Source organism: Actinomadura sp. NEAU-AAG7 (assembly GCF_018603865.1).
Lineage (GTDB): Bacteria > Actinomycetota > Actinomycetes > Streptosporangiales > Streptosporangiaceae > Spirillospora > Spirillospora litoris.
In genome coordinates this window covers 803,167-828,591 of the sequence record NZ_JAHFZY010000002.1, presented here as the reverse complement: position 1 = coordinate 828,591, position 25,425 = coordinate 803,167, and the positions used below count along the sequence as shown (strand labels likewise).

19 protein-coding genes are annotated in these 25,425 nt (G+C 73.0%); 9 read left to right on the top strand and 10 right to left on the bottom strand.

What is annotated here, in order from left to right:
- Positions 1–32 precede the first annotated feature (32 nt).
- A complete protein-coding gene (locus KLI87_RS13075; RefSeq protein WP_214617138.1) occupies positions 33–917 on the bottom strand; it encodes an alpha/beta fold hydrolase in 885 nt (294 codons plus the stop codon).
- 233 nt (positions 918–1,150) lie between these two features.
- On the opposite strand from KLI87_RS13075, the gene fusA reads away from it, so the two are divergent.
- Positions 1,151–3,169: an elongation factor G gene (gene fusA, locus KLI87_RS13070; protein WP_214617137.1), complete on the top strand. Its 2,019-nt coding sequence runs from the start codon at positions 1,151–1,153 to the stop codon at positions 3,167–3,169.
- Positions 3,170–3,226: 57 nt separating this feature from the next.
- Here the strand turns inward: fusA and KLI87_RS13065 are convergent, their stop codons facing one another.
- Entirely contained in the window at positions 3,227–4,057 is an 831-nt protein-coding gene (locus KLI87_RS13065; RefSeq protein ID WP_214617136.1) for a helix-turn-helix transcriptional regulator, read from the bottom strand.
- 55 nt (positions 4,058–4,112) lie between these two features.
- Entirely contained in the window at positions 4,113–4,895 is a 783-nt protein-coding gene (locus KLI87_RS13060; protein ID WP_214617135.1) for an ABC transporter ATP-binding protein, read from the bottom strand.
- A gap of 322 nt (positions 4,896–5,217) precedes the next feature.
- Between KLI87_RS13060 and KLI87_RS13055 the strand changes: the two genes are divergently transcribed.
- A complete protein-coding gene (locus KLI87_RS13055; RefSeq protein WP_281377935.1) occupies positions 5,218–5,859 on the top strand; it encodes a response regulator transcription factor in 642 nt (213 codons plus the stop codon).
- 401 nt (positions 5,860–6,260) lie between these two features.
- Here the strand turns inward: KLI87_RS13055 and KLI87_RS13050 are convergent, their stop codons facing one another.
- On the bottom strand, positions 6,261–9,398 hold the full coding sequence (locus KLI87_RS13050) for a tetratricopeptide repeat protein (protein ID WP_214617133.1): 3,138 nt from the start codon (positions 9,396–9,398) through the stop codon (positions 6,261–6,263).
- Between the two features lie 266 nt (positions 9,399–9,664).
- Here KLI87_RS13050 and KLI87_RS13045 point away from each other — a divergent pair, with 266 nt between their 5' ends.
- From KLI87_RS13045 to KLI87_RS13035, 3 genes are read left to right on the top strand one after another with little or no spacing between them, the layout of a single operon-like run.
- Positions 9,665–10,804 carry a hypothetical protein gene (locus KLI87_RS13045; RefSeq protein ID WP_214617132.1) on the top strand — a complete coding sequence of 380 codons (1,140 nt, stop codon included), beginning with the start codon at positions 9,665–9,667 and terminating at the stop codon, positions 10,802–10,804.
- A gap of 4 nt (positions 10,805–10,808) precedes the next feature.
- Positions 10,809–12,053 carry a hypothetical protein gene (locus KLI87_RS13040; RefSeq protein ID WP_214617131.1) on the top strand — a complete coding sequence of 415 codons (1,245 nt, stop codon included), beginning with the start codon at positions 10,809–10,811 and terminating at the stop codon, positions 12,051–12,053.
- A complete protein-coding gene (locus KLI87_RS13035; RefSeq protein WP_214617130.1) occupies positions 12,053–12,634 on the top strand; it encodes a hypothetical protein in 582 nt (193 codons plus the stop codon). The genes KLI87_RS13040 and KLI87_RS13035 overlap by 1 nt, the downstream gene beginning before the upstream one ends.
- On the opposite strand, the gene KLI87_RS13030 is transcribed toward KLI87_RS13035, so the two are convergent.
- Positions 12,562–14,646, bottom strand: coding sequence for a tetratricopeptide repeat protein (locus tag KLI87_RS13030; RefSeq protein WP_308166009.1), 2,085 nt, complete (start codon positions 14,644–14,646; stop codon positions 12,562–12,564). The two genes, KLI87_RS13035 and KLI87_RS13030, sit on opposite strands and share 73 nt — an antisense overlap.
- 529 nt (positions 14,647–15,175) lie before the next feature.
- Between KLI87_RS13030 and KLI87_RS13025 the strand changes: the two genes are divergently transcribed.
- From KLI87_RS13025 to KLI87_RS13015, 3 genes are all read left to right on the top strand, one after another.
- Positions 15,176–16,762 carry a carboxylesterase/lipase family protein gene (locus tag KLI87_RS13025; RefSeq protein ID WP_214617128.1) on the top strand — a complete coding sequence of 529 codons (1,587 nt, stop codon included), beginning with the start codon at positions 15,176–15,178 and terminating at the stop codon, positions 16,760–16,762.
- A gap of 89 nt (positions 16,763–16,851) precedes the next feature.
- Positions 16,852–17,859, top strand: a complete 1,008-nt coding sequence (locus KLI87_RS13020) for a LytTR family DNA-binding domain-containing protein (protein ID WP_250903751.1) — start codon at positions 16,852–16,854, stop codon at positions 17,857–17,859.
- 168 nt (positions 17,860–18,027) lie between these two features.
- Positions 18,028–19,620, top strand: coding sequence for a PQQ-binding-like beta-propeller repeat protein (locus KLI87_RS13015; protein WP_156216145.1), 1,593 nt, complete (start codon positions 18,028–18,030; stop codon positions 19,618–19,620).
- Positions 19,621–19,766: 146 nt separating this feature from the next.
- Here KLI87_RS13015 and KLI87_RS13010 read toward each other — a convergent pair whose 3' ends face one another.
- From KLI87_RS13010 to KLI87_RS12995, 4 genes are all read right to left on the bottom strand, one after another.
- Positions 19,767–20,417 carry a metalloregulator ArsR/SmtB family transcription factor gene (locus KLI87_RS13010; protein WP_214617127.1) on the bottom strand — a complete coding sequence of 217 codons (651 nt, stop codon included), beginning with the start codon at positions 20,415–20,417 and terminating at the stop codon, positions 19,767–19,769.
- Complete coding sequence (locus KLI87_RS13005) at positions 20,417–20,932, bottom strand: cupin domain-containing protein (RefSeq protein ID WP_214617126.1); 516 nt, start codon at positions 20,930–20,932, stop codon at positions 20,417–20,419. Before KLI87_RS13005 ends, KLI87_RS13010 begins: the two co-directional genes overlap by 1 nt.
- Before the next feature lie 98 nt (positions 20,933–21,030).
- A complete protein-coding gene (locus tag KLI87_RS13000) occupies positions 21,031–21,846 on the bottom strand; it encodes an SAM-dependent methyltransferase (protein WP_214617125.1) in 816 nt (271 codons plus the stop codon).
- A 110-nt stretch (positions 21,847–21,956) separates the two neighbouring features.
- Positions 21,957–22,691, bottom strand: a complete 735-nt coding sequence (locus KLI87_RS12995) for a TetR/AcrR family transcriptional regulator (RefSeq protein ID WP_156216149.1) — start codon at positions 22,689–22,691, stop codon at positions 21,957–21,959.
- A gap of 131 nt (positions 22,692–22,822) precedes the next feature.
- Between KLI87_RS12995 and KLI87_RS12990 the strand changes: the two genes are divergently transcribed.
- Positions 22,823–24,343, top strand: coding sequence for an MFS transporter (locus KLI87_RS12990; RefSeq protein ID WP_214617124.1), 1,521 nt, complete (start codon positions 22,823–22,825; stop codon positions 24,341–24,343).
- A 20-nt stretch (positions 24,344–24,363) separates the two neighbouring features.
- On the opposite strand, the gene KLI87_RS12985 is transcribed toward KLI87_RS12990, so the two are convergent.
- Entirely contained in the window at positions 24,364–25,332 is a 969-nt protein-coding gene (locus KLI87_RS12985; RefSeq protein ID WP_156216151.1) for a DUF5954 family protein, read from the bottom strand.
- Positions 25,333–25,425 lie beyond the last annotated feature (93 nt).

Sequence of the window (25,425 nt, the reverse complement as noted above, 5' to 3'; positions counted from 1 at the left end):
CGGCCGGGCCCCTCAGGGCCCGTCAGGGCCCGTCACGGCCAGGGCGCCTCGACCGGGTGTGCCAGCCAGGTCAGCATGTCCGGGAGCACGTTGAACGCCCCGAAGTGCGCCGACCCCGGCTGCACCACCACCGTGGAGTTGGGGATCCGGTCGGCGAGCCACCGCGAGTGCCCGGCGGGGGAGAAGGTGTCGTTCGCGCCGTGCCACAGCATCGTCGGGACGACGATGTCGCCCAGGTCGAACCCCCACGGCGCGCAGAACGCGAGCAGGTCGTCGATCCAGCCGTCGGCGGACGTGCGGAACGCCTCCTGGAAGGTCTCCAGCAGCATCCGGCGCATGCCCCCGTCGCCGACGACCCGCCGGTCCGACCCGGTCAGCTCCGCGTACAGGTTGGCGACGTGCTGCGCCGGGTTCGCGCGGATCCGGTCGGCGACCGAGCGCAGCCGCGCCGACACCAGCTCGCCCTGCCGCCGGACCGCCAGGTACTCGCGGGTGTTGGACGGCGCCATCCCCTCGAACCAGTCGAGCCCCTCCGCCTGCGCCGGGGCGAGCGCGACCAGCGCGGCGACGCGGCGGGCGCGGCCGGGCAGCAGCGCCGCGCACGCCAGCGCGTGCGGGCCGCCGCCCGAGCGGCCGAGGACGCCGAACTCCGGCAATTCCAGGAAGTCGGCTATTCGCCGCACGTCCGCCGCGATGTCGCCGACGGCGCGTCCGATCCGACGGTCCGAGCGCCCGTAGCCCGGCCGATCGAAGGAGATCAGCCGGATGCCGAGCTGGTAGAGGACCATGGGTCGCGGAATGGGCCCGAGCCTGCTGCCCGGGGTGCCGTGGAGCAGAAAGACCGGATGCCCCGCCGGTTCCCCCCACTCCTCGACCGCGAGCTCCCGCCCGTCCGCTGCGGGCACGACGAACGTCAAACTCCCACCTCCGTTCGCGGCGATCCCCAGTCCGCTTGTAACTGAGCGCGTCCGCATACGTCAAGTGCTTATGCCACAGACTCGTTTTTCAATAATTGCCGGCGCCGGCGGACCCGGGGGCGGAAAACCTTTGGTGCTTTTCGGACGCATGCAATAGCGTCGCGCGTGCCGTATGGGGACGATCACGTCCCACGGCGGTCGTCCCCTCAACCGAGAGTGAAGGAGGATTCCCGATGACTGCCACATTCCTTGACCTCGTCAAGGTCCGCAACATCGGAATCATGGCGCACATCGACGCCGGCAAGACGACGACCGCCGAGCGCATCCTGTTCTACACCGGTGTCTCGCACCGGATCGGCGAGGTGCACGACGGCACCGCCGCGCTGGACTTCATGAAACAGGAGCGCGACCGCGGCATCACGATCACCTCCGCCGCGACGACCTGCCACTGGGACGGGCACACGCTCAACCTCATCGACACCCCCGGCCACGTCGACTTCACCGTCGAGGTCGAGCGCTGCCTGCGGGTGCTCGACGGCGCGGTCGCGGTGTTCGACGCCGTCGCCGGGGTCGAGCCGCAGTCGGAGACCGTGTGGCGGCAGGCCGACCGGTACGGGGTGCCGCGCGTCTGCTTCGTCAACAAGATGGACCGCGCGGGCGCCGACCTGCACCGCTGCGTCGCGATGATCGCCGACCGGCTCGGCGCGGTGCCGCTGCTCGTGCAGCTGCCGATCGGCGCCGAGGGCGGCTTCACCGGCGTGGTCGACCTCGTGGCGATGCGGGCGCGGGTGTGGTCCGGGGACGGGCTCTCGGTACGGGACGTCCCGTCCGCGCTGGTCGAGGAGGCGCGACGACGACGCGGGCGGCTCGTCGAGACCGTCGCGGAACTCGACGAGCCGCTGATGGCCCTGTACCTGGAGGGCGCCGAGCCGTCCGCCGAGCAGCTGCACGCCGCGATCCGGCGGGTGACGCTCGCCTCGGCGGCGACCCCGGTGTTCTGCGGCAGCGCGTTCAAGAACAAGGGCGTGCAGCCGCTGCTGGACGGCGTCGTCCGGTACCTGCCCTCGCCCCTGGACGTGGGCGCGGGTCAGCGGGAACGTCCACCCGAGGACGAGCCGCTGGCCGCGCTGGCGTTCAAGATCATGAGTGACCGGCACCTCGGGCGGCTCACGTTCGTCCGGATCTACTCGGGCCGGCTGGAGTCCGGGGCGACCGTGCTGAACAGCGTCAAGGGACGGAGGGAACGCATCGGCAAGCTCTACCGCATGCACGCGAACGCGCGCGATGAGATCGCCTCGGCGGGCGCGGGCGACATCGTCGCGGTCATGGGCCTGAAGCGGACCACCACCGGCGAGACGCTGTGCGAGGAGTCGCACCCGGTGGTCCTGGAGTCGATGGACTTCCCCGCCCCGGTCATCGAGGTCGCCGTCGAGCCCCGCTCGACGGGCGACCAGGAGCGGCTGGCCGCCGCGATCGCGCGGCTCGCCGAGGAGGACCCGTCCTTCAGCGTGCACGGCGACGCGCAGACCGGCCAGACCGTCCTCGGCGGGATGGGCGAGCTGCACCTGGAGGTCCTCGTCGACCGGATGAAGGAGGAGTTCGGCGTCGAGGCGAACGTCGGCAGGCCCCGCGTGGCCTACCGCGAGACGATCCGGGGCCGCGCCGAGAAGGTCGGGTACAAGCACCGCAAGCAGTCGGGAGGAAGGGGGCAGTACGCGAAGGTGCTCGTCTCGGTCGAGCCCTGCGACGTCCCCTACGAGTTCGTGAACAGGGTCACCGGCGGGCGGATCCCGCGCGAGTTCATCCCGTCGGTGGACGCGGGCTGCCAGGACGCGATGCGCTCCGGCGTCCTCGCCGGGTTCGAGATGACCGGCGTGCGCGTCACGCTGCTCGACGGCGACTTCCACCCGGTCGACTCGTCCGAGACGGCGTTCCGGATCGCGGGCTCGCTGGTCTTCCAGGACGCGGTGCGGCGGGCCGCGCCCGTGCTGCTCGAACCGGTGATGGCCGTCGAGGTCGGCACGCCCGAGGAGTACCTGGGCGAGGTGATCGGCGACCTCAACGCCCGGCGCGGCCGGGTCGAGTCGATCGGCGGCGACGGCGTCCGGGCGCGGGTGCCGCTGTCGGAGATGTTCGGCTACGTCGGGGACCTGCGGAGCGCGACGTCGGGACGCGCCGTGTTCTCGATGCGGTTCGACTCCTACGCGGAGGTCCCCCGGGCCCGCGCCGAGGAGATCATCAAGGCGGTGTGAGCGCACGCCCCGGGGGCCCGGCCGTCGCCGGGCCCCCGGGGCCACCGGTCCCGGAGGTCATCCGTACTCGTGCATGACCGTGCTGATCATGTCGCGGCTGCCCGCGGGCGGCAGCGCCACGTCCTCGATCAGCTTCCAGGTGTCGGACAGGTCGCTGCCCGCGAGGTCGATGCCGAGCGCGCCGTGCACGAACGAGATCCTGTCCTTGATGACGGGGAACTCCAGCACGTCGAACGAGCCGTGCAGCCCCGCGTGCGCGCCCGCGTTGAACGGGATGACGCGGACGCTGGTGTGCTCGTCCTCCGACAGCTCCAGCAGGTGGGCGCACTGCGCGAGCATGACCTCGGGCGGGCCGTTGCGCAGCGCGCTCTCGCAGAAGATCACGTCGAGCGTGCGGGGCAGGCCGCCCGGCCGGTGCCGCTGCCGCTGGCGGAGCAGGTCCCACTCCTCCTCGACGTCCACCTCGGGGATGTGGTACTCGAAGCCGAGGCGGGCGTAGGGCTCGGCGCGCACCAGCTCCGGTATCACCGGGATGCCGTAGGTGTGCACGGTCGTCGCCTCCGACTCCAGCGTGTACAGGTCGCGGACGAGGGCCTTCAGCCGGTCCGCGTGCGGGGCGAGCCAGGGCGGGCCGGACGGGCGGGAGGCGAGGTCGATCACCACCGTCCGCATGTCGTGCGGGGGGACGCCGTAGCCGTCCAGGATCTCGCGGGCCTGTTCGGGGGTGACCTGCTCGAATCCGGTCTCCAACCGGATGAGCCAGTCCGCGTCGTGGCCGAGCCTCGCCGACGCGGAGTCGTAGGACAGTTCCAGCGCCTCGCGGATCTGCCGGAAGTGCAGACCCAGCCTGCGGGCGTTGATGTTCGGTGCGCGATAGTCAACCGGCATGTCCCTATCGTGCGCCACGGACGGACGCTGTGCGCAGTGAATCGGTAACACCGCGTCAGGAATTCTCCCCGGGCCCCCGCTCCGGCGCCGTGTCGAAGCCTTTCATCCGTTCGAGCACGCGGTCGGCGGTCGGCGCTTCCATGCGGTCCACGATCCGGCCGTCCGAGAGGAACACGACCTGGTCGGCGTGACCGGCGGCGGCGGGGTCGTGGGTGACCATGACGACCGTCTGCCCGAACTCGCGCACGGAGCCGCGCAGGAACGCCAGCACCTCCCCGCTGGAGCGCGAGTCGAGGTTGCCGGTCGGCTCGTCGGCGAACACGATCTCCGGACGGGACGCCAGCGCCCGCGCGCACGCCACCCGCTGCTGCTGCCCTCCCGACAGCTCGCTCGGACGGTGCGAGAGCCTGCGCCGCAGCCCCACCGTGTCGATGACCCGGTCGACCCAGGCCGGGTCGGGGCGGCGCCCGGCGACGTCCATCGGCAGCGTGATGTTCTCCAGCGCCGACAGCGTCGGCACCAGGTTGAACGCCTGGAACACGAACCCGATCCGGTCGCGGCGCAGCGCCGTCAGCCGCCGGTCGCCCAGCGGCGACAGCGCGGTGTCCCCGATGTAGACCTCGCCGCCGTCCACGCGGTCGAGCCCGGCCATGCAGTGCATGAGCGTCGACTTCCCCGACCCCGACGGGCCCATCACGGCGGTGAACCGCCCGCGCGGCATCGCGATCGTGACCTCGTCCAGCGCCGTCACCCCCGTCGCGTCCGTGCCGTAGACCCTGGTGACCCGCTCGGCCCGCGCGGCGGCCGTGCCGGTGGTGACGTCCGCGGTGATGCTCATACCGATCTCCCCTGTGTGAAGGCTGGGACCAGTCCAGCCCACGGCGCGGGACGGGCGTCAGCGCGCAACGTCGAGGGGGCGGGCGACTTACGTCGGTGGCGCGGGGCCGCGCGCCCGACTTTCGTAGGGCGTGCGGCCGGGACGATCACCGCCGGTGATCCGCCGGGGTAGTCTCGCCCCGAACGCTGCCGAAGGGGACGGATCGCATCCGATGGGCGCCGGGCCGGATTCTAGTGGGGGGACGACCCCCCACGCCCCCCGGAACAGACCTGATTCTTGTGGGGGGACGACCCCCCACGCCCCCCGGAACAGACCTGTCAAGCTGCTGGTCGTCGACGACGAGCCGATGGTGTGCGCGCACCTGCGGACGATCCTCACCGCCGAGGACGGCCTGGTCGTCGTCGGCGAGGCCCACGACGGCGCCGAGGCCGTCGAGTCCGTGCTGCGGCTCGCGCCCGACGTCGTGCTGATGGACCTGCGCATGCCGGGCGTGGACGGCCTGACCGCCATCGAGCGGATCGCGGCGCTGCGCCGCCCGCCGGTGGTCGTGGCGCTCACCACCTTCGACGCCGACTCCTACGTGCTGCGCGCGATGCGGGCCGGCGCGGCGGGCTTCCTGCTGAAGTCGACGCCGCCCGAGGACCTCGTCGGGCTCGTCCGGGTCGCCGCCGACGGCCACACCGTGATGTCCCCGGCCGCGACCCGCCGCCTGCTGGCCTCCGCCGACGACCGCCGCCGGGCCGACCGGCGCCGCGCGTCGCTGGTCGACGCGCTGACCGAGCGCGAGACGCAGGTGCTGACCTGCCTGGGCGAGGGCCTGTCCAACGCCCAGATCGCGCGCCGCCTCCACCTCACCGAGGCCACCGTGAAGGGCTATGTCTCCCGGCTGCTGATGAAGCTCGACTGCGCGAACCGCACCCAGGCGGGCCTCCTGGCCTACGAGTCCGGCCTCTGCGACACCTGAGAAACCGAAACCGGGACGCGACCCCTGTCGGGTCGCGCCCCGGTCCGTGCCTGAGACCTCTCAGGTCATGTGCACCGCTCTTGTCATGTGCACGGTTCCCGTCGCCGCGGTTCGGGAGCTCGGCTCGGCCGAGAGTACGGCGAGCGCAAGGGCGGCCGACCCCAGCGTAAGGGCGGTCGCGAGGGCGAGCGGGACTATAGACCTTAGCACTAGTTACCCTCTCATCTTCCTATTGCATGCCCCTAAGTCGGGCATCTCCGGAAGCTTACTAGAAAGCCGGTCGAGATGGGCACATGGACTGAGGATCTTGTTATGTCAGGTTTAGTGATTAAACCTTAAAGTAGTTGATCTCAGGTGAGAATCCCATTCACGAGCGTTCGTGGTATCTTTCGGCGGTGGTGCTAGCTATTGAACGGATCGCCCTGCTCGTTGAGCCTTGAGCGGATCGTCCGGCTCTCGGACGCGCCGATGGCATCGAAGATCGTCAGGGCGCGGCGCCAGCAGTCGCGGGCCGGGCCCGGCTCCGACGTGTGCAGGAGCGCGCCGCCCATGCCCTCCAGCGCCTTGGCCCGCTCGTAGGGGACGCCGATGAGGTCGGCGATATCGTGCGCTTCCCGGAAATGGTCGAGCGCGTCCGAATGACGTCCGGCACCGGCGAGCGCCTCGCCCAGGTGCCGCAGGGCGAGCGTCTCCTCGTAGCGCTCGCTGATGGCGCGGGCGAGCACGAGCGCCTTCTTGTGGTGAATGAGCGCCTCGGCGAATCGCCCGGCGTTCTGGAATGTCGCGCCGATGCCGATGAGCGTCTCGATCTCGCTGCGCCGGTCGCCTATCTCCGCCGCCGTGGCGAGCGCCTGGCGGTAATTGCTGAGCGCCGTGTCCTGGTCGCCGGTGTAGCGGTGGACGTTGGCCATGTTGATGAGCCAGATCGCGTGGTGCTGGCGGCCGAGCCTCGCGACGGCCTTGGCGGTGTCGCCGTAGTGCCGGACGGCCGCGTCCACGTCCCCGATGCGAAGGGCGAGGTCGCCCATGTTGTTCAGGGCCATCGTCCGGCCGAGCTGGTCGCCGGTCTCGGCGAAGATGGCGAGCGCGCGCTCGCGGGAGCGGAGCGCCTCGCGGTAGTCGCCGGTGTATTCGAGGAAGATCGCGGTGTGGTCGAGGCTGCGGGCCTCGCCGCTCCGGTCGCCCAGCAGCCGCCGGATCTCCAGGGCCTCCTGGCACCGCGCGAGCGCGTCGGCGAACCGCGAGCGGTGCCAGTGGATGAGGCTCATGTGCGAGAGGATGTCGGCCTCTCCCCGGCGCTCGGAGAGGGACCGGTAGATCGCCAGCGCCTGCTCCGCCGCGTCCAGCGCGAGGTCGTAGTCGCCCGCGCGGAACCGGACGAGGCTGAGGTCGGCCAGCGCGTAGGCCGTGCCGCGGTGGTCGTCGAGGTCGCGCAGCGCGGCGACGGCGCTCTCGTGCAGGCGCGCGGCCGTCTCCCAGTGCCCGCTGGTCTCCAGGTGCTTGGCGAGGACGCGGGCGAACCACGCGAGGTGGTAGGGCCAGCCGCGCGCGGCGGCGTGGGACGCGGCGCGCAGCAGGCAGGCGTGCTCGGCGGCGAACCAGGCGTGGGCGCGCGCGTCGGTGTCCAGCGGCGGCAGCTGCCTGGGCGGGTGGGTGAAGCGGATCTCGACCGGGCGCGGCCCGGGGGACAGCGCCCGGTCGGCGCGGTCGGCCGCCGCCAGGTAGTAGTCCAGGACGCGGTGGACGGTCCGGCGCCGCTCGTGGCCCGGGTCCTCCTCGCGGGCCAGCCGCCGCGCGTACTCGTGGACGAGGTCGTGGAACCGGTAGCGGCCCCGGGCCGGCTCGCCGAGCAGGTGCCGGTCGAGGAGCTCCTCCAGCACGCGCTCGGCCTCGTGGACGGGCCGCCGGAGGATCGCGGCGGCGGCGTGCGCGGTCAGGTCGGGCCCCGGGTGGAGCCCGAACGCCCGGAACGCGGCCCGCAGCGGCGGCGGCAGCCCCCGGTAGGAGACCTCGAACACCACCGTGATCTCGCTGCCCTCGACGCGCAGCTCCTCCAGCCGCCCGCCGGGCGTCAGCCGTTCGAGCAGGTCGGCGGCGCCCCAGGTCTGCCGGTGCCGGAGCCTGCTGGCCGCGATCCGGACGGCGAGCGGCAGGTACCCGCAGCGTTCGACGACCGCCGCGACCGTCGCGTCGTCGAGGTCGCGGCCGCCGCCCGCGACGCTCCTGAACAGCGCGACGGCGTCCTCGACGGGCAGGACGTCGAGCGAGAGCGGATGCGCGTCGTGCAGCCCGGTGAGGCAGCGCCTGCTCGTCACGATGACCAGGCAGCCGGGGGAGGCCGGGAGCAGCGGGCTGACCTGGTCGTGCCCGGCGGCGTCGTCCAGCACGATGATCGCGCGGCCGCCCGCCATCTGGGACCGCCACAGCGCGGCGCGCTCCTCCAGCGCCCGGGGGATCCGCGTGGTCGGGACGCCGATCGCGCGCAGCAGCGTGTCGAGCGCGACCGCCGGGTCGAGCGGCTCCTGGCGCGGGTCGTGGGCGTGCAGCTTCAGGAAGATGTGCCCGTCGGGGAAGTGCTCGGCGAGCCGGTGCGCGACATGGACCGCCAGCGCCGACTTGCCGACGCCGGGCATCCCGTCCACCGCGATGACCGTGGCCGCCGACCCCGTCGCCGGGGCCGCGCGGGCGATCCGCAGCAGCGCCTGGAGCTGCTCGTCGCGCCCGGTGAAGGCGGCCACGTCCGAGGGCAGGTTGTGCGGGCGGCGGTCGACGGCCAGCTGCGTGCCGGGGACGCGCAGCAGCCCCGGGTCGGCGCGCAGGATCCGCTGGTGCAGCTCCCGCAGCCCCTGGCCCGGCTCGGTGCCCATCTCCTCGCGCAGCGCCCGCCGGGTGCGCCGGTAGGCCTCCAGCGCCTCGGCCTGCCGCCCGGACCGGAACAGCGCGACCATCAGCCGGCCGACCGGCCGCTCGTCGAAGGGGTCGCGCTCGGCGAGCGCGGCCAGCTCGCGCACCATGTCGGCGTGGTGGCCGCGGTGCAGCTCGATGTCGATGCGGTCGAAGGCGGCCCCGAGGATCTCCTCCTCCAGGCCGCGCCGCGTCCGGTCGACCCAGTCGCCCGACAGGTCGGCGAGCGGGGTCGCGGCGCACAGCTCGGCGGCGCGGCGGTAGTGGTCCAGCGCGTACTCGTCGTCGCCGCTCTCGGCGATGGCGCGGGCCTGGTCGCGCAGCAGCCGGAAGCGCCACAGGTCGACGGCCTCGTCCGCGACGTCGATGAGGTAGCTGCCCTGGCGGGAGGCGAGGGCGGCGCCCTCCACGCCGTCCAGCCGCTGGCGCAGCCGCGCGATGTAGCTGTAGAGGCTCTGCCGCGCCTTGGCGGGCGGGCGGTGGTCCCACACGCGGGCGATCAGCGCGGCGGCGTGCACCGGCCGCCGCGGGGTCAGGAGCAGCGCCGCGAGGACGCACCGTTCCTTTGTCGTTCCGAGATCGCGCCGCCGCCCGTCGACCCACAGCTCAACGGGGCCTAAGACACGGAACTCCACCAGTGCCCCTTTGTGGAAATCTGCTCCTGAGTCGATTTTCGCACCGGAGGCGCCGCTTGGCCAGAATCAGGCCGCGATTCACTTGGCCGACCTGGGACCTCACAACTGATGTAGTCAGGCCAACTGCAAGTTTTCGTCAAGGAGTGCCGAACACCCTCGTTTCTGGAGGCAGATCTTTTGATCTGTTACGGAGGGCGGATGCTCATGTCCGCGGAGGTAAGGGGGATGTGTTGACGGGGATGTCCGGCTTCGAATGGCGTCGGACCTTGATCGGGCCGGATCCGGGCTGGTGGGGGACGCCGGGTGAACGCCGCACCGTTCTGATCGTCACGGGCTCGCCCATTCCGGCGCGGCCCCTGCTCGACGTCGCGCGCCTCGCGGACGCGGATCCGCGCCTGCGGGTCGTGTTCACCGCCGCCCCCGAGGCGGCCGGGTCCGGGACGGAGAGCCGGCTCAGGGACGCGGGGGCCGTGGTCCTTCCTTGGCGGGAGGCGAGGGACCGCGAGTTCGGGCTGGCCGTGGCGGCCACCGCCGCCCCGGACCTGGCCCCGCGCGTCCCCCTGGTCGTCCTGCCGGACGCGAGGCGCGCGTGCGCGCCGGGGGACCTGCGCGCGGACGGCCGCCGGAGACCGGTGCTCGCCCTCGCGCACCGCGACGAGCGCACGCCGCCGTCCCGGGAGGGACCGGCGGAGGTCGTCGTCGGCGACCCGATCCACGACCGGCTGGTCGCGAGCCTGCCGCTGCGCGACTTCTACCGCCGCGTGCTCGGCGCCGGCGGGGACCGCCGCCTCGTCGTGGTCGCGATCCCGGCCGGGGACGCCGCGTGCCGGGCGGGTCCGTGCCGTCCGCTCGACGTGGTGCGGCGGCTGCTCGCGGAACTGCCGTCCGAGCGCTACCACGTCCTCGGCGTCCCCGAACGGGAAGGCGATCCATGCCCGGGCGGGCGCGCCCTGGCCGGGCCGCTCCGGGACGGCCTCGCGCTGCTGCCGCCCGGCGCCGACTGGCGCGCGGCCCTCGCCGCCGCCGACTGGATCGTCGGCGAGGCCGGGCCCCTCACCCGCTACGGCGCGGTGACCGGGGCGCCGGTGGTCCTCGTCGGGTCCGGGGACGTCCGCGGGCCCGGCATGGCGGAGCTGGCCCGGCTGGCGCCGCGCCTCGACGCGCGGGGCCGGATCGAGGACCAGTTGGGGGACGCCGCCGCGTACTGGCGGCCCGCCCGCGCCCGTCCGGTGATCGAGCGGATCACCTCCGAGCCCGGACGGTTCCACCGCAACACCCGGCGCCTGATGTACGGGCTGCTGCGGCTGCCGCAGCCCGCGACCATCCCGGTCGCCGACCCCGTGTCCCCGCCCTTCCACGTCGGGTGCACGGCCGAAGACCTGAGAGACGCCCGCCAAGGAGGATGACGATATGCACTGCTCCGGGGACGCGTGGTCGCCCGGGCCCTTCGGCCCGGACGCGCGCAAGGGAGCGACCGTGTCCGCGCACCGCAGGGTTCTGGCGGTGGCGCACCACGTGACGGCGGCGACGCGGCTCGCCGACGTCCTGCCGCTGCTGGAGAGCGACCGCAGGGTCGTGGTCGCCTACACCGCCGCGCCCGCCTCGATCTTCACCCGCGGGCTGGAGGACTACCTGCGCGGCCTCGGCGGCGTGGTGCTGCCCTGGCGGGAGGCCGCCGCGTCCCGCTTCGACCTCGCGGTCGCCGCGAGCCAGGGCATGCTGGACGGCTTACACGCCCCCGTCATGACGCTGCCGCACGGCTCGGGTCCGGGCAAGCTGCTCGGCCGCTTCCACGGCTCCGGCCCTCCGGCCGCGCGCCCGGTCGCGGGCCTCGCCAGGGAGCGGCTCGTCGTCGGCGGCCGGGTGGTGCCGTCCTCGCTCGTCCTCGCGCACGAGCGGCACCTCGCCGTCCTGGGGCGCGACTGCCCGGAGGCGCTGCCGGTCGCCTTCGTCGGCGGCGACCCGTGCCTGGACCGCCTGTTCGCGAGCCTGCCCCACCGCGACCTCTACCGCCGCGCCCTCGGCGCGGGCCCGGACACCCGGCTGGTCTTCCTCAGCTCCACCTGGAACGACGACTCCCTGTTCGGCTCCCGTCCCGACCTGCTGTACCGGGTCGCCGCCGAACTCCCGCGCGAAGACCACCAGGTCGTCGCGGCCCTCCATCCCCACATCTGGTCGTGGTACGGCAGGCGCCAGGTGACCGCCTGGCACACCGACTGCCTGCGCCTCGGGGTCCGGCTGCTCCCTCCCGAGGACGGCTGGCGCGCCGCGCTCGTCGCCGCCGACCGGGTCATCGGCGACCACGGCTCGGTGACCAGCTACGCCGCCGCCCTCGGCGTCCCGGTGCTGCTCGGCGCGTTCCCCGAGGACAGCGTGGCCCCCGGCTCCCACGCCGCCCGCCTCGGCGCGGTCGCCCCGCGCCTCGACTGGGACGCGCCCCTGGCACCCCAGCTCGACGACGCCGCGCACGCGTTCGGGCCGTCGGTCCACGAGGCGTTCCACCGCGACCTGACCTCCCGTCCCGGGGAGGCCGCGCTCCTGATCCGCCGGGAGATGTACCGGCTCATGCGGCTGCCGGACCGGTCGTCCCCACCGGAGGTGGCTCCCGTCCCCCTGCCGCAACCCATTCCCGACACCGGTCTCCGGGCCGCGTGATGGCCGTTTCGCTGGTACGCGTCTGGGACGGTCGAGGCGACCTGCTCGCCTTCTCCGGGCCGGGGACGGAACGCGTACGGATCGAGACGGGACGGACGGCGCGCACCTCGCTGACCCTCCGCCGTTCCGGCCTCGACGCGGCGGCACCGCCCGCACCGCCTCTGGACGAGCACGTCGCGGTCGGACCCGGCGAGGCGCCGCCCGCCTGGCTGCCGTGCGCGGACGTGATCGTCCGGGACGCGCCGTCCCGCGCTCTCGCGGCGCTCCGGTCGGACTACCCCGGTTGCCTCGTCGCCGCCGTGGCGTCGCGGTCGGGAGGGTGGGAGCTGGCCGTGGCGGGGTGGCGGTTCGCGCTCGTCCCGCTCGGGCGGGCGGCGGCCGCGGCGGCCGCGGCGGACGACGTCGCCTCCTACGCCTCGGCGGTGCACGCGTGGGTCGCCTCCGGCCGTCCGGTCGGCGCGCTCGGGACGGCGACGCTGACCCTGGCCCGGGTACGCGGCGGGACGGATCAGGGCGGCGGGTCCGACCGCGCGAGCTGCTCCCTGACCGCCTCCTCCTGGGGCGACTTCAGGACGGCGTAGATGGCCAGGGCCTTCTCCAGGTGGTCGCGCTCGGCCTCGGGATCTCCCCGGTCCGCCGCCACCCGGGCCAGCTCGCGCAGGACGCCCGCCTCCTCGTGCCGGGCGCCCGCCTCGCGCGCGGCGCCGAGGGAGGCGCGCAGCGCCGCCTCGGCGTCGGCCGGACGCCCCGCGCGCAGATGGGCCTGCCCGAGGCAGGTGAGCGTCCGGGCGCGGTGGTAGGGCTCGTCCAGCCCGGTGAAGATCTCCAGCGCCTCGGTCAGATGCGCGACCGCCTCCGCGTGCCGGCCCGCCGCGCTGAGCGCCTCGCCCAGATGCCGGGTCATCAGCGCGATGCCGCGCGGCCGGTCGAGCGCGGTGTGCACGTCCCGGGCGCGGCCGAACAGCCCGATGGCCTCGGCGGCCGCGCCGGCGGCCAGCTCCGCGATCCCGAGCCCCTCCAGCGCGGCGGCCTCGCCGAGCGGGTGGCCGGCCCGGCGTTCGAGGTCGAGCGCCGCGCGGTAGTGCCCGCGCGCCGCGTCGAGGTCCTGGGTGTTGAGGTGGGCCATGCCGAGCCCTTCGAGCATCCGCGCGTGCGCCCGCGCGTCCGAGCAGGCCCGGGCGGCCTCGACGCCGAGGCCGTACAGCCGGATCCACCGCTGGTAGTGCTTGCGCTGGAGGAACAGCGGCCACATCGCCTCGCAGATCTGCCAGGTGACCGCGTGGTGTCCGGCGGTGTGCCGCTCCTGGGCGATCGCGGCCAGGTTGTCCTGCTCGCGGTCGAGCCAGTCCAGTGCCTCCGCGCGGTCGGCGAACACCTCGGGTCGCGCTTCGGCGCGGTAGTGGTCGCCGAGGTGCCAGCGGCCGGGCAGCAGCGTGAGGTCGGCCGCGACCGCCGTGCGCAGGTAGCGGTCCGCGAGCCGCTCCAGGGCCTGCGACCACTCGGCCTCCGGTTCGGCCTCCACGGCCTTGTCGCGCGCGTGCAGCCGGACGAGGTCGTGGAAGCGGTACCTCTCGTCCGGCCCCTGCGCCTCCTCCAGCAGGAGGCTCACGTCGGCCAGGCCGTCCAGGAGCTGCACCGCCCGCTCCTCCCGCACGTCGAGCAGCGCCGCCGCCGCCGGGACGGTGAAGTCGGGCCCCGGATGGATCCCGAGCAGGCGGTAGGCGCGTGCGTGGGCGTGGTCGAGCGCCTGGTAGGAGGCGTTGAACACCACGTTCACCGACATGTCCCCTTCCCCGGTGCGCAGCGCGGAGAGCCGGCGCGCCTCATCGCCCAGCTCGGCGACCGCGCGGGCGATCGTCCACCGGCCGCGCGCGGCGAGCCGGGCGGCGGACGCGCAGAGCGCGAGCGGCAGCCTGCCGCACAGCCTGGCCAGCTCCCGCGCGTACTCGTCCTCGGCGCCGATCCGGTCGGCGCCGATGACGTTCTCCAGCAGGTCGAGTGCCCCGTCGAGGCCGAGCGGGTCGACGTCCAGGAACCGCGCGCCGTTCACCACCAGCCCCGACAGCCGCAGCCGCGTGGTCACGACGATCAGCGAGCCGCCCTCGTTCGGCAGCAGCGGGCGCACCTGCGCGGCGGAGACCGCGTTGTCGAGCATGATGATCAGGCGCCGTCCCGTGGTGGCCGACCGGAACAGCGCCGCCTGCTCGTCCAGGTCGGCGGGGATGCTCTCCGCGCCGGTGCCGAGCGCCCGCAGGAACCGCTCCAGCGTCTCCCCGGGCGGCAGCGGCCCGGTCCCCGAGAAGCCGCGCAGGTCGACGAAGAGCTGCCCCTCGTAGGACGCCTTTTCCTGGTGCAGCCAGTGCAACGCCAGACTGGTCTTTCCGACACCTCCCACCCCGGTAAGTACCAGAAGTCGCGGTTGGCCCGTTCCAGCAACGGTGGCGGCTATTCTGCTCAGTTCTCGCAGTTCTTCGGCGCGATTGGCGAAGATTCCGGTAGGCGGAAGTTGTGCCGGTGCCGGAAGCGACGCGTGGTGCGGCGCGTTGATATGGAGGCCACCCGAGATCGACCCCGCCTGAACGCTGGATCCCACGACTCGGCCGGTCAGCGCATTGCTCGGGGGGCCGTCCGGATCTCGTTCACCATCCCTTTCGTCGGGCGAGTTCAAGATCAACCACCCCCTCCGCGCGGCGCCGGGAAGTCGGTGGTCCGCCCGGTCCACCGCCAAACCTACCTGCGTTCCGCGGAATGGTTAACCGTCGACGACAATACTTATGAAGGCACAATATGACAGCGTGAAGTACCGTCCTACGGGAAAGTTATACGAACGGCTGAACTGTCGCTCGCGCGGGCATGCGCCGGAGTGGTTCGGATTGTGCCGGGGGAGGGGCGCGCTCGCCGTGGGCCGTTGCGGTCGCGGTATGGAGTGAAATTATTACATTGTGTGACCGAGCGGGCGGGCCGTTCAGCGATGGGGCGGTACCGCTTGGCGAGCGGTTGGCGGCGCTCTCCGCAAGGGATGCGGGACGGGTGGGCGGCGCGGGGGTGACGGTTTACGTTTCGGGCCTCTGTTGCCGCGTGTGAAAGGCGTGTTCAGCATGAAGCCGAAGAGATGGCGTCTGATGGTGGCCGCTGTCGCGTCGTTGGGCGCGGCGTCGGTGGCGTTCACGGTGTCGGGTCCGGCGGGCGGGACGGTGCTCAAGGCGCCCGCGTGCGCGGACGGGACCGTGGTGCAGACCGACCAGGGGCCCGTGTGCGGGACGGTGAGCGCCGACGGCCTCCAGTCGTGGCTCGGGGTCCCGTACGCGGCGCCGCCGGTGGGCGACCTGCGGTGGGCTCCGCCCGTGCCGCACGCGAAGTGGGCCGACACCTACCAGGCGACCGAACGGGGCAGTTCCTGTCCGCAGCCCCAGGGCCTCGGGCCGGGTTCGACCAACGAGGACTGCCTGCGCCTGAACATCGTCCGCCCGCAGAAGGCCGACAAGCCGCTCGCGGTGATGGTCGAGTTGCACGGCGGCGGGTTCCGCCTGGGCGGGCCGTCCGACGGGTCGCATCTGGCCAAGGACGGGAACGTCCTTCATGTGGGCGTCGGGTACCGGCTCGGAATCTTCGGGTTCCTCGCGCACGAGGGTTTCGGGAAGAACGCGGGAAACTACGCGCTCCAGGACCAGCAGGCCGCGTTGCGCTGGGTGCAGCAGAACATCGCGAGGTTCGGCGGCAACCCGAAGAACGTGACCATTTTCGGCGCGTCCGCCGGTGGGTCGAGCGTGTGCGCCAACAGCGTGTCGCCGACGGCCAAGGGGCTTTTCCAGAAGGGGATCTCCCAGAGTGGCGAGTACAACTCGCTGCGTGGCGGCGACACCCAGTGGCAGGCGCAGGACTGCAAGACCAAGCTGCCCACCGAGGCGGAGGCGCAGGCGACGGGTAAGCGTTTCGCCACCGCGCTCGGCTGCGCGGACGCGGCGTGCCTGCGGAAACTGCCCGTGCAGAAAGTGCTGGACCAGGCCGGCGGCGGCATCGGCGCCGACCGCGGGACGCAGGGTCCGGTCGTGGACGGCAAGACCCTGCTCCAGTCGCCCGGCGAGGCGTTCGCCAAGGGGAACATCAACGACGTCTCGCTCATGCACGGCGTCGACCGCGACGAGACCCAGCTCAGGGCGGCCACCACGCCCGCGGAGTACCAGACGCTGGTCAAGGAGCAGTACGGCGACATCGCCGACGAGGTCATGAAGCTGTACCCGATCAACCGCTTCCCCGAGCCGTCGGCGTTCATCGCCTACCGGACGATCGTCGCCGATTCCAACTCGGTCTGCCCCGCGCTGCTCAACGACAAGCGGCTGGCCCGCCATATCAAGGTGTTCGCCTACCAGACCGACAACGCCGACGCTCCGCCCATGTTCTTCCTGGACAAGACGAAGCCGAACGGTTCCTACCACATCAGTGAGAGCCCGTTCCTGTCGCCGTTCCCGGGCGGCGGCGAGCTGACCCAGAACCAGAAGTCGTTCGGCGCGCAGCTCACCGCGCAATGGACGGGTTTCGCGCGCACCGGGAATCCGACCGTCGATGGAACACCGTTCTGGTCCCCGTTCACCACTTCCGACAACGCGGTGATGTCACTCGTTCCGGCGGGTGACAGTGAGCTGACCCGGGAGATCGGCGAGCAGCACCACTGTGGTTTCTGGGACCGCTACACCCCCTACCGCCGCTGAATTGTCGGGGAACGTCCAATGTTTTGCCCTACGTGCCAGAGCCGCACCGGCCCATTGAACGCCGGCGAGCACCTGGATTGCATGAGTGCATGCACGCCACTGTGGTCGCCGGCGCCTGCGGCCTCGCCGCGATGATCATCGGCATGCGCACCGTCGCCCGGCACCGACCGCCCGCGGGCGGCCGCATCCCCGCCGACCGCTCCCGCCACGGCAGGGGCCCGGCGGGGGGTGCGGCGCGGGCGATCCGCGGTGTCGCGCGCGCGGCCCAGGCGCTCCACGGCGGCCCTTCCGCCGGCGGGGCGCAGGCCGCCGCGCGGCACCTGCGGGCGGCGCTCGGCTGCGCCGCCGTCGCGGTGACCGACGGCGAGCACCTGCTCGCCTGGGACGGCTCGGGCACGCGGCACGCTCCCGACGCCCCCGAGCACGCCCGCACCGGCGAGGTCCGGTGCGCCGACCCGCACTGCCCGGTCCGCCACGTCGTGGCCGTCCCGTTCGACGGCGGGACGCTCGCCGCCTACGGGCCGGACCGCGGGACGGCGGTGACCAGGGACGTGCTCGACGATGTCGCGCTCCTGCTCGAACCCACCGGTTGTGCCGGGGAGTGTGGGGGGTCGTCCTCCCACAAGGCACTCGGCTGCGCCGGGTCGTCCCACCACCAAGCACTCGACTGTCCCGGCGGGTGTGCGGGGTCGTCCACCCGCACGGCGGCCGCGGCGCTCTCGCCGGAACGTGCCTCCGAGCGGCGGCCCGCCGTCGCGGAGGTCATCCCCGCCGGGGTGGGCAGCGTGATCCGGTTCGTCCGCCGCGCGGACGTGCGCTATGCCGAGGCGCACGGCGACTACGCGCGGCTCTACACGCAGGCGGGCAGCCATCTCGTGCGGGTGTCGCTGGCGGCGCTGGAGGAGGCGTGGGGCGATGCCGGCTTCGTCCGCATCCACCGGTCGCACCTGGTCGCGCTCGCGCACGTGGACGAGATGGTCCTGGACGGCGGCCGGTGCACGCTGCGGGTCGGCGGCGCCCGGCTGACCGTCAGCCGCCGCAACACCGGCGCGCTCCGCGACCGCCTGGTCCGCGACATCCGTCCGGGCTCCCCCTGACGTCCGGCCCCCCGAACGCCCCGTGCCCCGGGCGAGCCCCAGCCTCCCGATCGACCCCACCGGTGGCCCGCCCCGACCAGCGCGTTCGAGGGACCGCTTTCCCCAGATCCGTCCGGCCGGATTTCCCAGAGCGTCCGGCCGGAACCCCGCCAAGTGAAGGGAACGACGATGCATCCGATCGGACGCGGCCGCCTGCTGAAGGCGGCCGCCGTAATCGCCGCGGGCTGTCTGGCCGTGGCGTCCAGCGTGACGAGCGCCTCGGGCCGGCCGATGTCGGGCGACTGGCCCACCTGGCAGAAGGACACCTACGGCTCCCGCTTCAACGCCCAGGAACGCCAGATCAACGCCAAGAACGTCGGCGGCCTGAAGCTGAAGTGGGCCTTCGGCTTCCCCCGCCAGGCCGGGGCGCCGCACAGCCAGCCCGCGGTCGTCGGCGACACGATCTACTTCGGCGGCCCGGACGGCCAGTTCCGCGCGCTGAACGCCAGGACCGGCGCGCCGAAGTGGAGCTTCGACCTGTCCACCGTCGGGACCGGGTTCACCCAGGTCCGGGACGGCGCGTCCGTGGCGGAGGGCCACGTCTACTTCGGTGACACGCGCGGCTACATCTACTCGCTCGACCAGCGGACCGGCAAGCTCGACTGGGCGCAACGGGTCGAGAACCACGTCAGCGCCACCGTTACCAGCTCCCCGATCGTCTTCCGCGGCCGGGTCTACGTCGGCGTGTCCAGCGGCGAGAACCTCATGGGCAAGGAGCACGCCTGCTGCACCTTCCGCGGGCAGGTCAACGCGCTGAACGCGCGCACCGGCAAGATCGACTGGAAGTTCTACACCGTCCCCGAGCCGAAGCAGGACGGGACGTGGCCGAACGGCGTGCCGCGCTACGGGCCGTCCGGCGCCGGGGTGTGGAGCACGCCGGCCATCGACCCCGAGACCCGGACGCTGTACGTCGGGACCGGGCAGAACTACAGCGGCAGCGGCGGGCACTTCGACTCGGTGCTGGCGCTCGACACCGACACCGGCAAGGAGCGCTGGACGCGCAAGATGACCGACGTCGACACCTGGCGTCGCGAGTGCAGCAGCCAGTCGCCCGAGGACCAGAAGTACTGCCCGAACCTGCCCGACGGCACGGCGCTGGACTTCGACCTCGGCGCCGCGCCGAACCTGTTCACCGCGGGCGGCAAGCGCCTGATCGGCATCGGCCAGAAGCTCGGCGTCTACCACGTGCTGGACGCGACCACCGGCAAGATCGTCTGGCAGCGGCAGCTGTCCCAGCCGATGCCGGGCGGCGGGCTGAGCGGGATCCAGTGGGGCAGCAGCTATGACGGGCAGCGCCTCTACGTCGCGACCTACATGGGCAACCCCGGCACGCTGTTCGCGCTGGACCCGGCCACCGGGCACGTCATCTGGAACACCCCGAACCCGGCGGACGGCTGCACGACCGGCGGCGCGGCGCAGTACCCGAAGGTGTGCCGCCTCGGCCACCCGCCGGCGGTGACCACCACGCCCGGCCTGGTGTGGGAGGGCAGCATGGACGGCAAGCTGCGCGCCTACTCCGCCGAGGACGGCAAGGTCCTGTGGGCCTTCGACACGATCGCCGACTTCCCGACCGTCAACGGCGGCGTCGGGCGCGGCGGCTCCCTCGCCGGCGGGGGCGGCGCGGTCGTCTCCCAGGGCATGGTCTACGCCCTGACCGGTGACATGTTCACGCCCTACCCGAACGACAAGGGCTCGGTGCTGCTGGCCTTCGGCCGCGAGTAACCGGCTGCGGACCGGGCGGCCCGTCGAAGACGCTCTCCCAGCAGGCGGGCCGCCCTCCGCCGTTCCCAGCCCGCTGTTCCCCAGCCCGCTGTTCCCCAGCCCGCTGTTCCCCAGCCCGCCGTTCCCCAGCCCGCCGTTTCCCGGTGCTACCTGGCGACCGGGTGGCCGGAGCGGTGCCAGCGCGCGAACCCGCCGTCCAGCGGGCGGGCCTCGAAACCGTGCTCGCGCAGCAGGCGGACCGCGTCGGGGGACACCACGCAGTACGGGCCGCCGCAGTAGGCGACGATCTCGCCGTCCGGCGGGAGGCCGCCGAGCCGGTCCCGGAGGCCCTCGAACGGCATCGACACCGCGCCCGGCACGTGCCCGCGCGCGTACTCCTCGGCGGACCGGACGTCGACGACCAGCGTCGCGGGGTCGGACAGGCGCGCCGCGAGATCGTCCGCCGCCACCGCCTCCACCCCGGCTCCGAGGTGGAGGGCGACCGACGCGCGCAGGTCGGCGAGCCGGTCGTGGGCGAGGCCCCGCAGCTCCTCCAGGAACCGCGAGACCGCCGGGTCCGCGACCCGGTAGTGGACGCGCGTCCCCGACCTGCGGGCGGCCACGAGGTGGGCGGCGCGGAGCCGCTGCAACTGCGCCGAGGTGTTCTTCAGCGGGACGCCCGCCGCCGAGGCGAGTTCCTCGACGGTGCGCTCCCCCTGGTCCAGGACGTCGAGCAGGCGCAGCCTGACGGGGCTCGCGAGCGCCTTGCCGATCCGGGCGAGCTGCTCGTAGATCGGCTCCTCGGCGAAACCGCCCATCAGACCATGTACTGGTCGTGGCGCCCGTAGATGTCGGCCCACTCCTCCTCGCTCGGCCGCCGCCCCGACGCGGCGATCCCGGCGAGCTCCTCGAAGTAGCCCTCGCGCGGCGCGCCGGGCGTGAACAGCAGCAGCATCGAGGCGGGCGCGCCGGACTCGTTGCGGAACCCGTGCACGCCGCCCTCCGGGACGAACAGGAAGTCGCCGGCCGAGGCGTCCTTCCAGCCGGTCCCGTCGTGGAGCCGGACCGTCCCGGACAGGACGTAGAAGGACTCGGTGATCGTCCGGTGGAAGTGCGGCATCGGCCCGGACGGGTCCGGTCCCATCTCCCAGCGGTACAGCCCGAACGCCCCGTCCGTCGACCCGCCCGTGGCCAGGTAGCCGACGCGGGTGCCGCCGTGCACCCGGTCGGCGTCGCTCGCCCCGATGAACAGGTCGGGCGCGGTGCCGGCGGGCCTCAGTACGCCGCTGCTCTCGCCGTGCTCGCCGAGGTAGCGCGGTTCCGGATACGACATGCCCTATCCTCCCTAGTTCTACAGAACTTTAGAATAGGCACGTCGTGCGGCCGGGATCGAGCCCGGCACGCCGAGGGTCGGAGAACGGGGTCAGCGGATCACGGCACGCGGGCCACGCCGCAGAACGCGTCCACGGCGGGCGGCTCGCCGAACGGCGAGGGCTCCGAGCGCCACCGCGACACCGGCACGACGCCCGGGTCGACCAGCTCCAGCCCCTCGAAGTAGGCGGCGATCCGCTCCGGCGGGCGCAGGTGGTAGGCGGTGCCGCCCGCCTCCACGTAGCGGGCGATCGCGCGGGCGCGGGCCGACTCGTCGACGTCGCCGACCGGCGTCCCGAACACGTCGCTCCCGTCGTTGATCACGACGAAGCTGCCCGACGGGAGCGCCTTCACCAGGCGTGCGAGGACGCCCTCGGGGTCGTCCTCGTCGGGCAGGTGGCCGAGGATGCCGAGCAGCAGCAGCGCCACCGGACGCGAGAAGTCGAGCGTCTCGGCCGCCATGGCGATGATCGACTCCGGCTCGTGGATGTCGGCGTCGACGTAGGCGGTGACGCCCTCGGGGGTGGAGGTCAGCAGCGCGCGGGCGTGCACGAGCACCAGCGGGTCGTTGTCGACGTACACGATCCGGGACTCCGGGGCGACGCGCTGCGCCACCTCGTGGGTGTTGTCGACGGTCGGCAGCCCGGTGCCGATGTCGAGGAACTGGCGGACCCCCGCCTCGCCCGCCAGGTACCGGACGGCGCGGCCGAGGAAGGCGCGCGAGTGCCGGGCGATGTCGACCTGGCCCGGGAAGATCTCGACGAAGGCGTCGCCCACCTCCCGGTCGATCGGGTAGTTCTCCTTGCCGTCCAGCCAGTAGTTCCAGATCCTGGCGGAGTGCGGGACGGTCGAGTCGATCTCGGGGTGGTCGGCCATGGGCCCTCCAGTGTCGTCGGCTGACCCATCTTGCCCGCGCCGCGCCGCGACGGCCACCGGACGGTGCCTCCCCTCCTGGCCAGGGCGTCCGGGCACGGGGCGGGTGCGGATCAGGCGCGCTCGCGGGCGAGCCACGCCTCCAGGCCGTCCAGGATGCGGGCGAGCCCGAACTCGAAGCCGGTCTCGACGCTCTTCTCCATGTTCATCGCGTTGTTGTCGCGCCACCAGCCCGTGAACGAGGGAAGCTCCTCGCGGTAGCTCTCCACGTAGTCGTCCATCTGCTGGACGATCTCCGTCACGGACTTGCCCGCCCGCGCGGTGATCGTGTGCATGGCGGTCTCGGACATGACCGCGCCGATCGCGTGCGCCATCAGCAGCGAGCTGGTCCAGGCGATCTCCTGCCCGGTGAGCCCGGCGGTGTCGAGCACCGCGATGGCCCGGTCGCTCACCCGCATCGCGTTGGGCCCGATGGCGGGCGTGACGCCGAGGATGGAGACCGCCCAGGGGTGGCGGAGCATCAGCGCCCGGAACTCGCGGGCGTATCCGGCCGCCGCCTCCCGCCAGCCGACCCGCGCCGCGTCGGGGATGTCGACCTCGCCCATGATCTGGTCGACGGCGAGCTCCAGCAGCTCGTCCTTGCCCGCGACGTAGAAGTACAGGGACGTCGCGCCCGCGCCGATCGTCGCGGCCAGCCGGCGCATGCTCAGCCCGTCCAGGCCCTCGGCGTCGAGCAGCCCGACCGCCGCCGACACGATCTCCTCCCGGCTGAGCTGCGGCCTGCCCCGCCGCGACCTGGGCGGACGCATCCAGACCGAGTGGGCGATGGGGTCGGTTTCGCGGGACATGCGGGTCCTTGGTTACAGGCGTGGGCCGCGTGGTGACGCCGCCGGAGACGCCTCCAGGGTACCGCCTTGCGAACGCTGTTCTAAGATTAGTACAGTGTGCGAAAATTCGTTCACCGTTCTAACGGAGAGCCATGTCGGCCCCACATCCCCGCCGGTGGTGGATTCTCGGCGTCCTCTGCCTGAGCCTCCTCGTCGTCGTCATCGACAACACCGTCCTCAACGTCGCGATCCCTTCGCTGATCGAAGACCTCGACGCGAGCAACTCCGACATCCAGTGGATCCTGGACGCCTACATCGTGGTGTTCGCGGGCCTGCTGCTGACCGCGGGCGCGCTGTCGGACCGGTTCGGCCGCCGCCGCGGCCTGATCATCGGGCTGGTGATGTTCGGCGGCGCCTCGGTGCCCGCCACGCTCGCCGAGACCTCCGGCCAGCTCATCGCCGCCCGCGCGCTGATGGGGGTGGGCGGCGCCTTCCTCATGCCGGGCACGCTGTCGATCCTCACCACCGTCTTCGACGACAAGGAGCGCAAGAAGGCGATCGCGATCTGGAGCTCGGTGCTCATGCTGGGCGCGCTCGGCGGCCCCGTCGCCGGCGGCCTGCTGCTGGAGCACTTCTGGTGGGGGTCGGTGTTCCTCATCAACATCCCGATCGCGGCGCTCGCCGTCCTCGCCACCGTCCTGATCATCCCGGAGTCGCGCGGCCCGGCGGCGCGCCCCGACCTCGTCGGCGCGCTGCTGTCGACGGTCGGCATGACGGCGCTCGTGTGGAGCGTCATTTTCATCCCGCGCGACGGCTGGTCGTCGGCGAAGGTGGAGGTCGGGCTCGTGCTGGCGGTGCTCGCGCTGGTCGGGTTCGCGCTGTGGGAGCGCCGCGTCGCCGAGCCGATGCTGCCGATCGGGCTGTTCAAGGACCGCAACTTCAGCGGCGCGAGCCTGTCGATCGTGCTGCTGTCGTTCTCCTCCGGCGGCCTGATGCTCGCGCTCACGCAGTACCTGCAGTTCGTCCTCGGGTACAGCCCGATCAAGACGGGTGTCGCGTTCATCCCGCTGCTGGTCACGGTGATGGCGTTCAACGGCGTCGGCGTGATGATCGACAAGAGGTTCGGCGCGCGGGTCGCGCTGGCGGTCGGCTTCCTGTTCTTCGCCGGGGGCTTCGCCGTGCTCGCCTCGATGTCGGCCGAGGACGGCTACCCGCTGCTGGTCACCGCGCTCGTCGTGATGGGCGTCGGCAGCGGCCTGGCGGGCCCCGCCGCCTACGGGACGCTGCTCGGCGCGCTCCCCAAGGAGCGGGCCGGGGTCGGCTCGGCCGTCAACGACACCGTCCAGCAGGTGGGGCAGGCGCTGAGTATCGCCGTCCTCGGCAGCGTGCTGACCGCCGCCTACACCGACGCCATGCCGAAGGACGCCGCGGGCCCGGCCCGCGACTCCATCGGCAACGCGCTGGCGATCGCGGGCGCCAAGGGCGACACCGCGCTGGCGGACGCGGCCAGGAGCGCGTTCGTCGACGCGATGTCGCTCACCGCCGTCGCCGGGATCGCGGGCGGCATCGCGGCGGCGGTGCTGGCCTTCGTGGTGCTGCGGCCCGTCCCGCGCGAGGAGGAGGGGGCGCCGGCGGCCGATCCGGCGCCGGCCGGCGAGCCCTCCGCCCCCTGACCCCGCGCCCCGCCCGTCCGCTACCCGCCGGCCGCCGTGCCGTGGAGGCCGTAGCGCTCCTGGTCGGACGGGCGGGGCGCCTCGGGCCCGTCCCGGCCGAGCCGCAGCATCCTGGAGATGCGCAGGATGCGGAACTCGCGGCCCATCACGGTGAACGTGTGGCCGGTGCTGGCCTCGATCAGCTTGGACGCCTCGGCCCACTCGGCCAGCTCGCCCGGCGGCACGGGGTCGCCCTGGAACTCGCGGAACCGGGGCAGCAGGTCGGTGAAGTGCCGCGCCAGCCGCTCCCGCGCCTCCTCGGGGTGGTGGCCGCCGGTCAGCGGCTCCCAGGTGTCGCCCTTGACCTCCACCACCGTGAACGTGGGCGGGAGCAGCACCACGCCCGGGTGGGTGAGGATCGCGTGCCGGGCCTCGGTGCGGACGGCCTCCGGCGCCGGGCCCGGCAGCGCGACGAACCCGACCAGGTTCAGCCTGAGCTGCGCCTCCCACTGCCCGGCGGGCGCGCGCGGGTCGATCAGGTACCCGCGCAGCAGGCCGTCGGTGCCGTCCAGCGCCGCGTCGCAGCCGCGCGGGGGCTCCATCGTCCGGTTCCCGATCAGCGCGAACCGCTCCATCCGGATCACCCGGTAGCGGCGGTCGCCGACCTCCCACTCGTCCTTGGGGAGCTGCTCGCCCTCCTCGGGGTCGAGCCGGTCGGCGGCGGCGCGCATGGCGCGTGCCAATTCCGCGTCGTCCTGGTCGCGCGCGTCCATGCGGAGGTGCGAGGCGAGGCCGTACCGGGCGCTTGAGGGGTCCATGGCCCCGGTGGACCCGATCCGCCACTGCCGACCGGTCTGCACCGCGTGCCCGAAATCGGGGGACCCCGCCGGGAGGAGCTTCGGATAGTCCCGGATCCGCTCGCCGAGCTCGGTGTCCCGCAGCGCCGTGCCGGGATCGAGGTCGGCGACCACGTTGATGTGGTCGTAACCGGGCATCAAGGGGAATGCCATGGGCCCATCCTGGACACAGAAGCGGCCGCTGAGCAGGCACTCCGTGGATCCCGGACGAGAATCTCGGCCCTCCCGCCCAGAAATGACGGCATA

Excerpts from the sequence above, each read along its gene's own strand:
- fusA (WP_214617137.1), top strand. The coding sequence starts at position 1,151 with ATGACTGCCACATTCCTTGACCTCGTCAAGGTCCGCAACATCGGAATC.
- KLI87_RS13000 (WP_214617125.1), bottom strand. The coding sequence starts at position 21,846 with ATGGCCGACCACCCCGAGATCGACTCGACCGTCCCGCACTCCGCCAGG.
- KLI87_RS13040 (WP_214617131.1), top strand. The coding sequence starts at position 10,809 with ATGCACTGCTCCGGGGACGCGTGGTCGCCCGGGCCCTTCGGCCCGGAC.
- KLI87_RS13015 (WP_156216145.1), top strand. The coding sequence starts at position 18,028 with ATGCATCCGATCGGACGCGGCCGCCTGCTGAAGGCGGCCGCCGTAATC.
- KLI87_RS13010 (WP_214617127.1), bottom strand. The coding sequence starts at position 20,417 with ATGGGCGGTTTCGCCGAGGAGCCGATCTACGAGCAGCTCGCCCGGATC.
- KLI87_RS12990 (WP_214617124.1), top strand. The coding sequence starts at position 22,823 with ATGTCGGCCCCACATCCCCGCCGGTGGTGGATTCTCGGCGTCCTCTGC.
- KLI87_RS13020 (WP_250903751.1), top strand. The coding sequence starts at position 16,852 with ATGCACGCCACTGTGGTCGCCGGCGCCTGCGGCCTCGCCGCGATGATC.
- KLI87_RS13060 (WP_214617135.1), bottom strand. The coding sequence starts at position 4,895 with ATGAGCATCACCGCGGACGTCACCACCGGCACGGCCGCCGCGCGGGCC.
- KLI87_RS13005 (WP_214617126.1), bottom strand. The coding sequence starts at position 20,932 with ATGTCGTATCCGGAACCGCGCTACCTCGGCGAGCACGGCGAGAGCAGC.
- KLI87_RS12995 (WP_156216149.1), bottom strand. The coding sequence starts at position 22,691 with ATGTCCCGCGAAACCGACCCCATCGCCCACTCGGTCTGGATGCGTCCG.
- KLI87_RS13025 (WP_214617128.1), top strand. The coding sequence starts at position 15,176 with ATGGTGGCCGCTGTCGCGTCGTTGGGCGCGGCGTCGGTGGCGTTCACG.
- KLI87_RS12985 (WP_156216151.1), bottom strand. The coding sequence starts at position 25,332 with ATGGCATTCCCCTTGATGCCCGGTTACGACCACATCAACGTGGTCGCC.
- KLI87_RS13035 (WP_214617130.1), top strand. The coding sequence starts at position 12,053 with ATGGCCGTTTCGCTGGTACGCGTCTGGGACGGTCGAGGCGACCTGCTC.
- KLI87_RS13065 (WP_214617136.1), bottom strand. The coding sequence starts at position 4,057 with ATGCCGGTTGACTATCGCGCACCGAACATCAACGCCCGCAGGCTGGGT.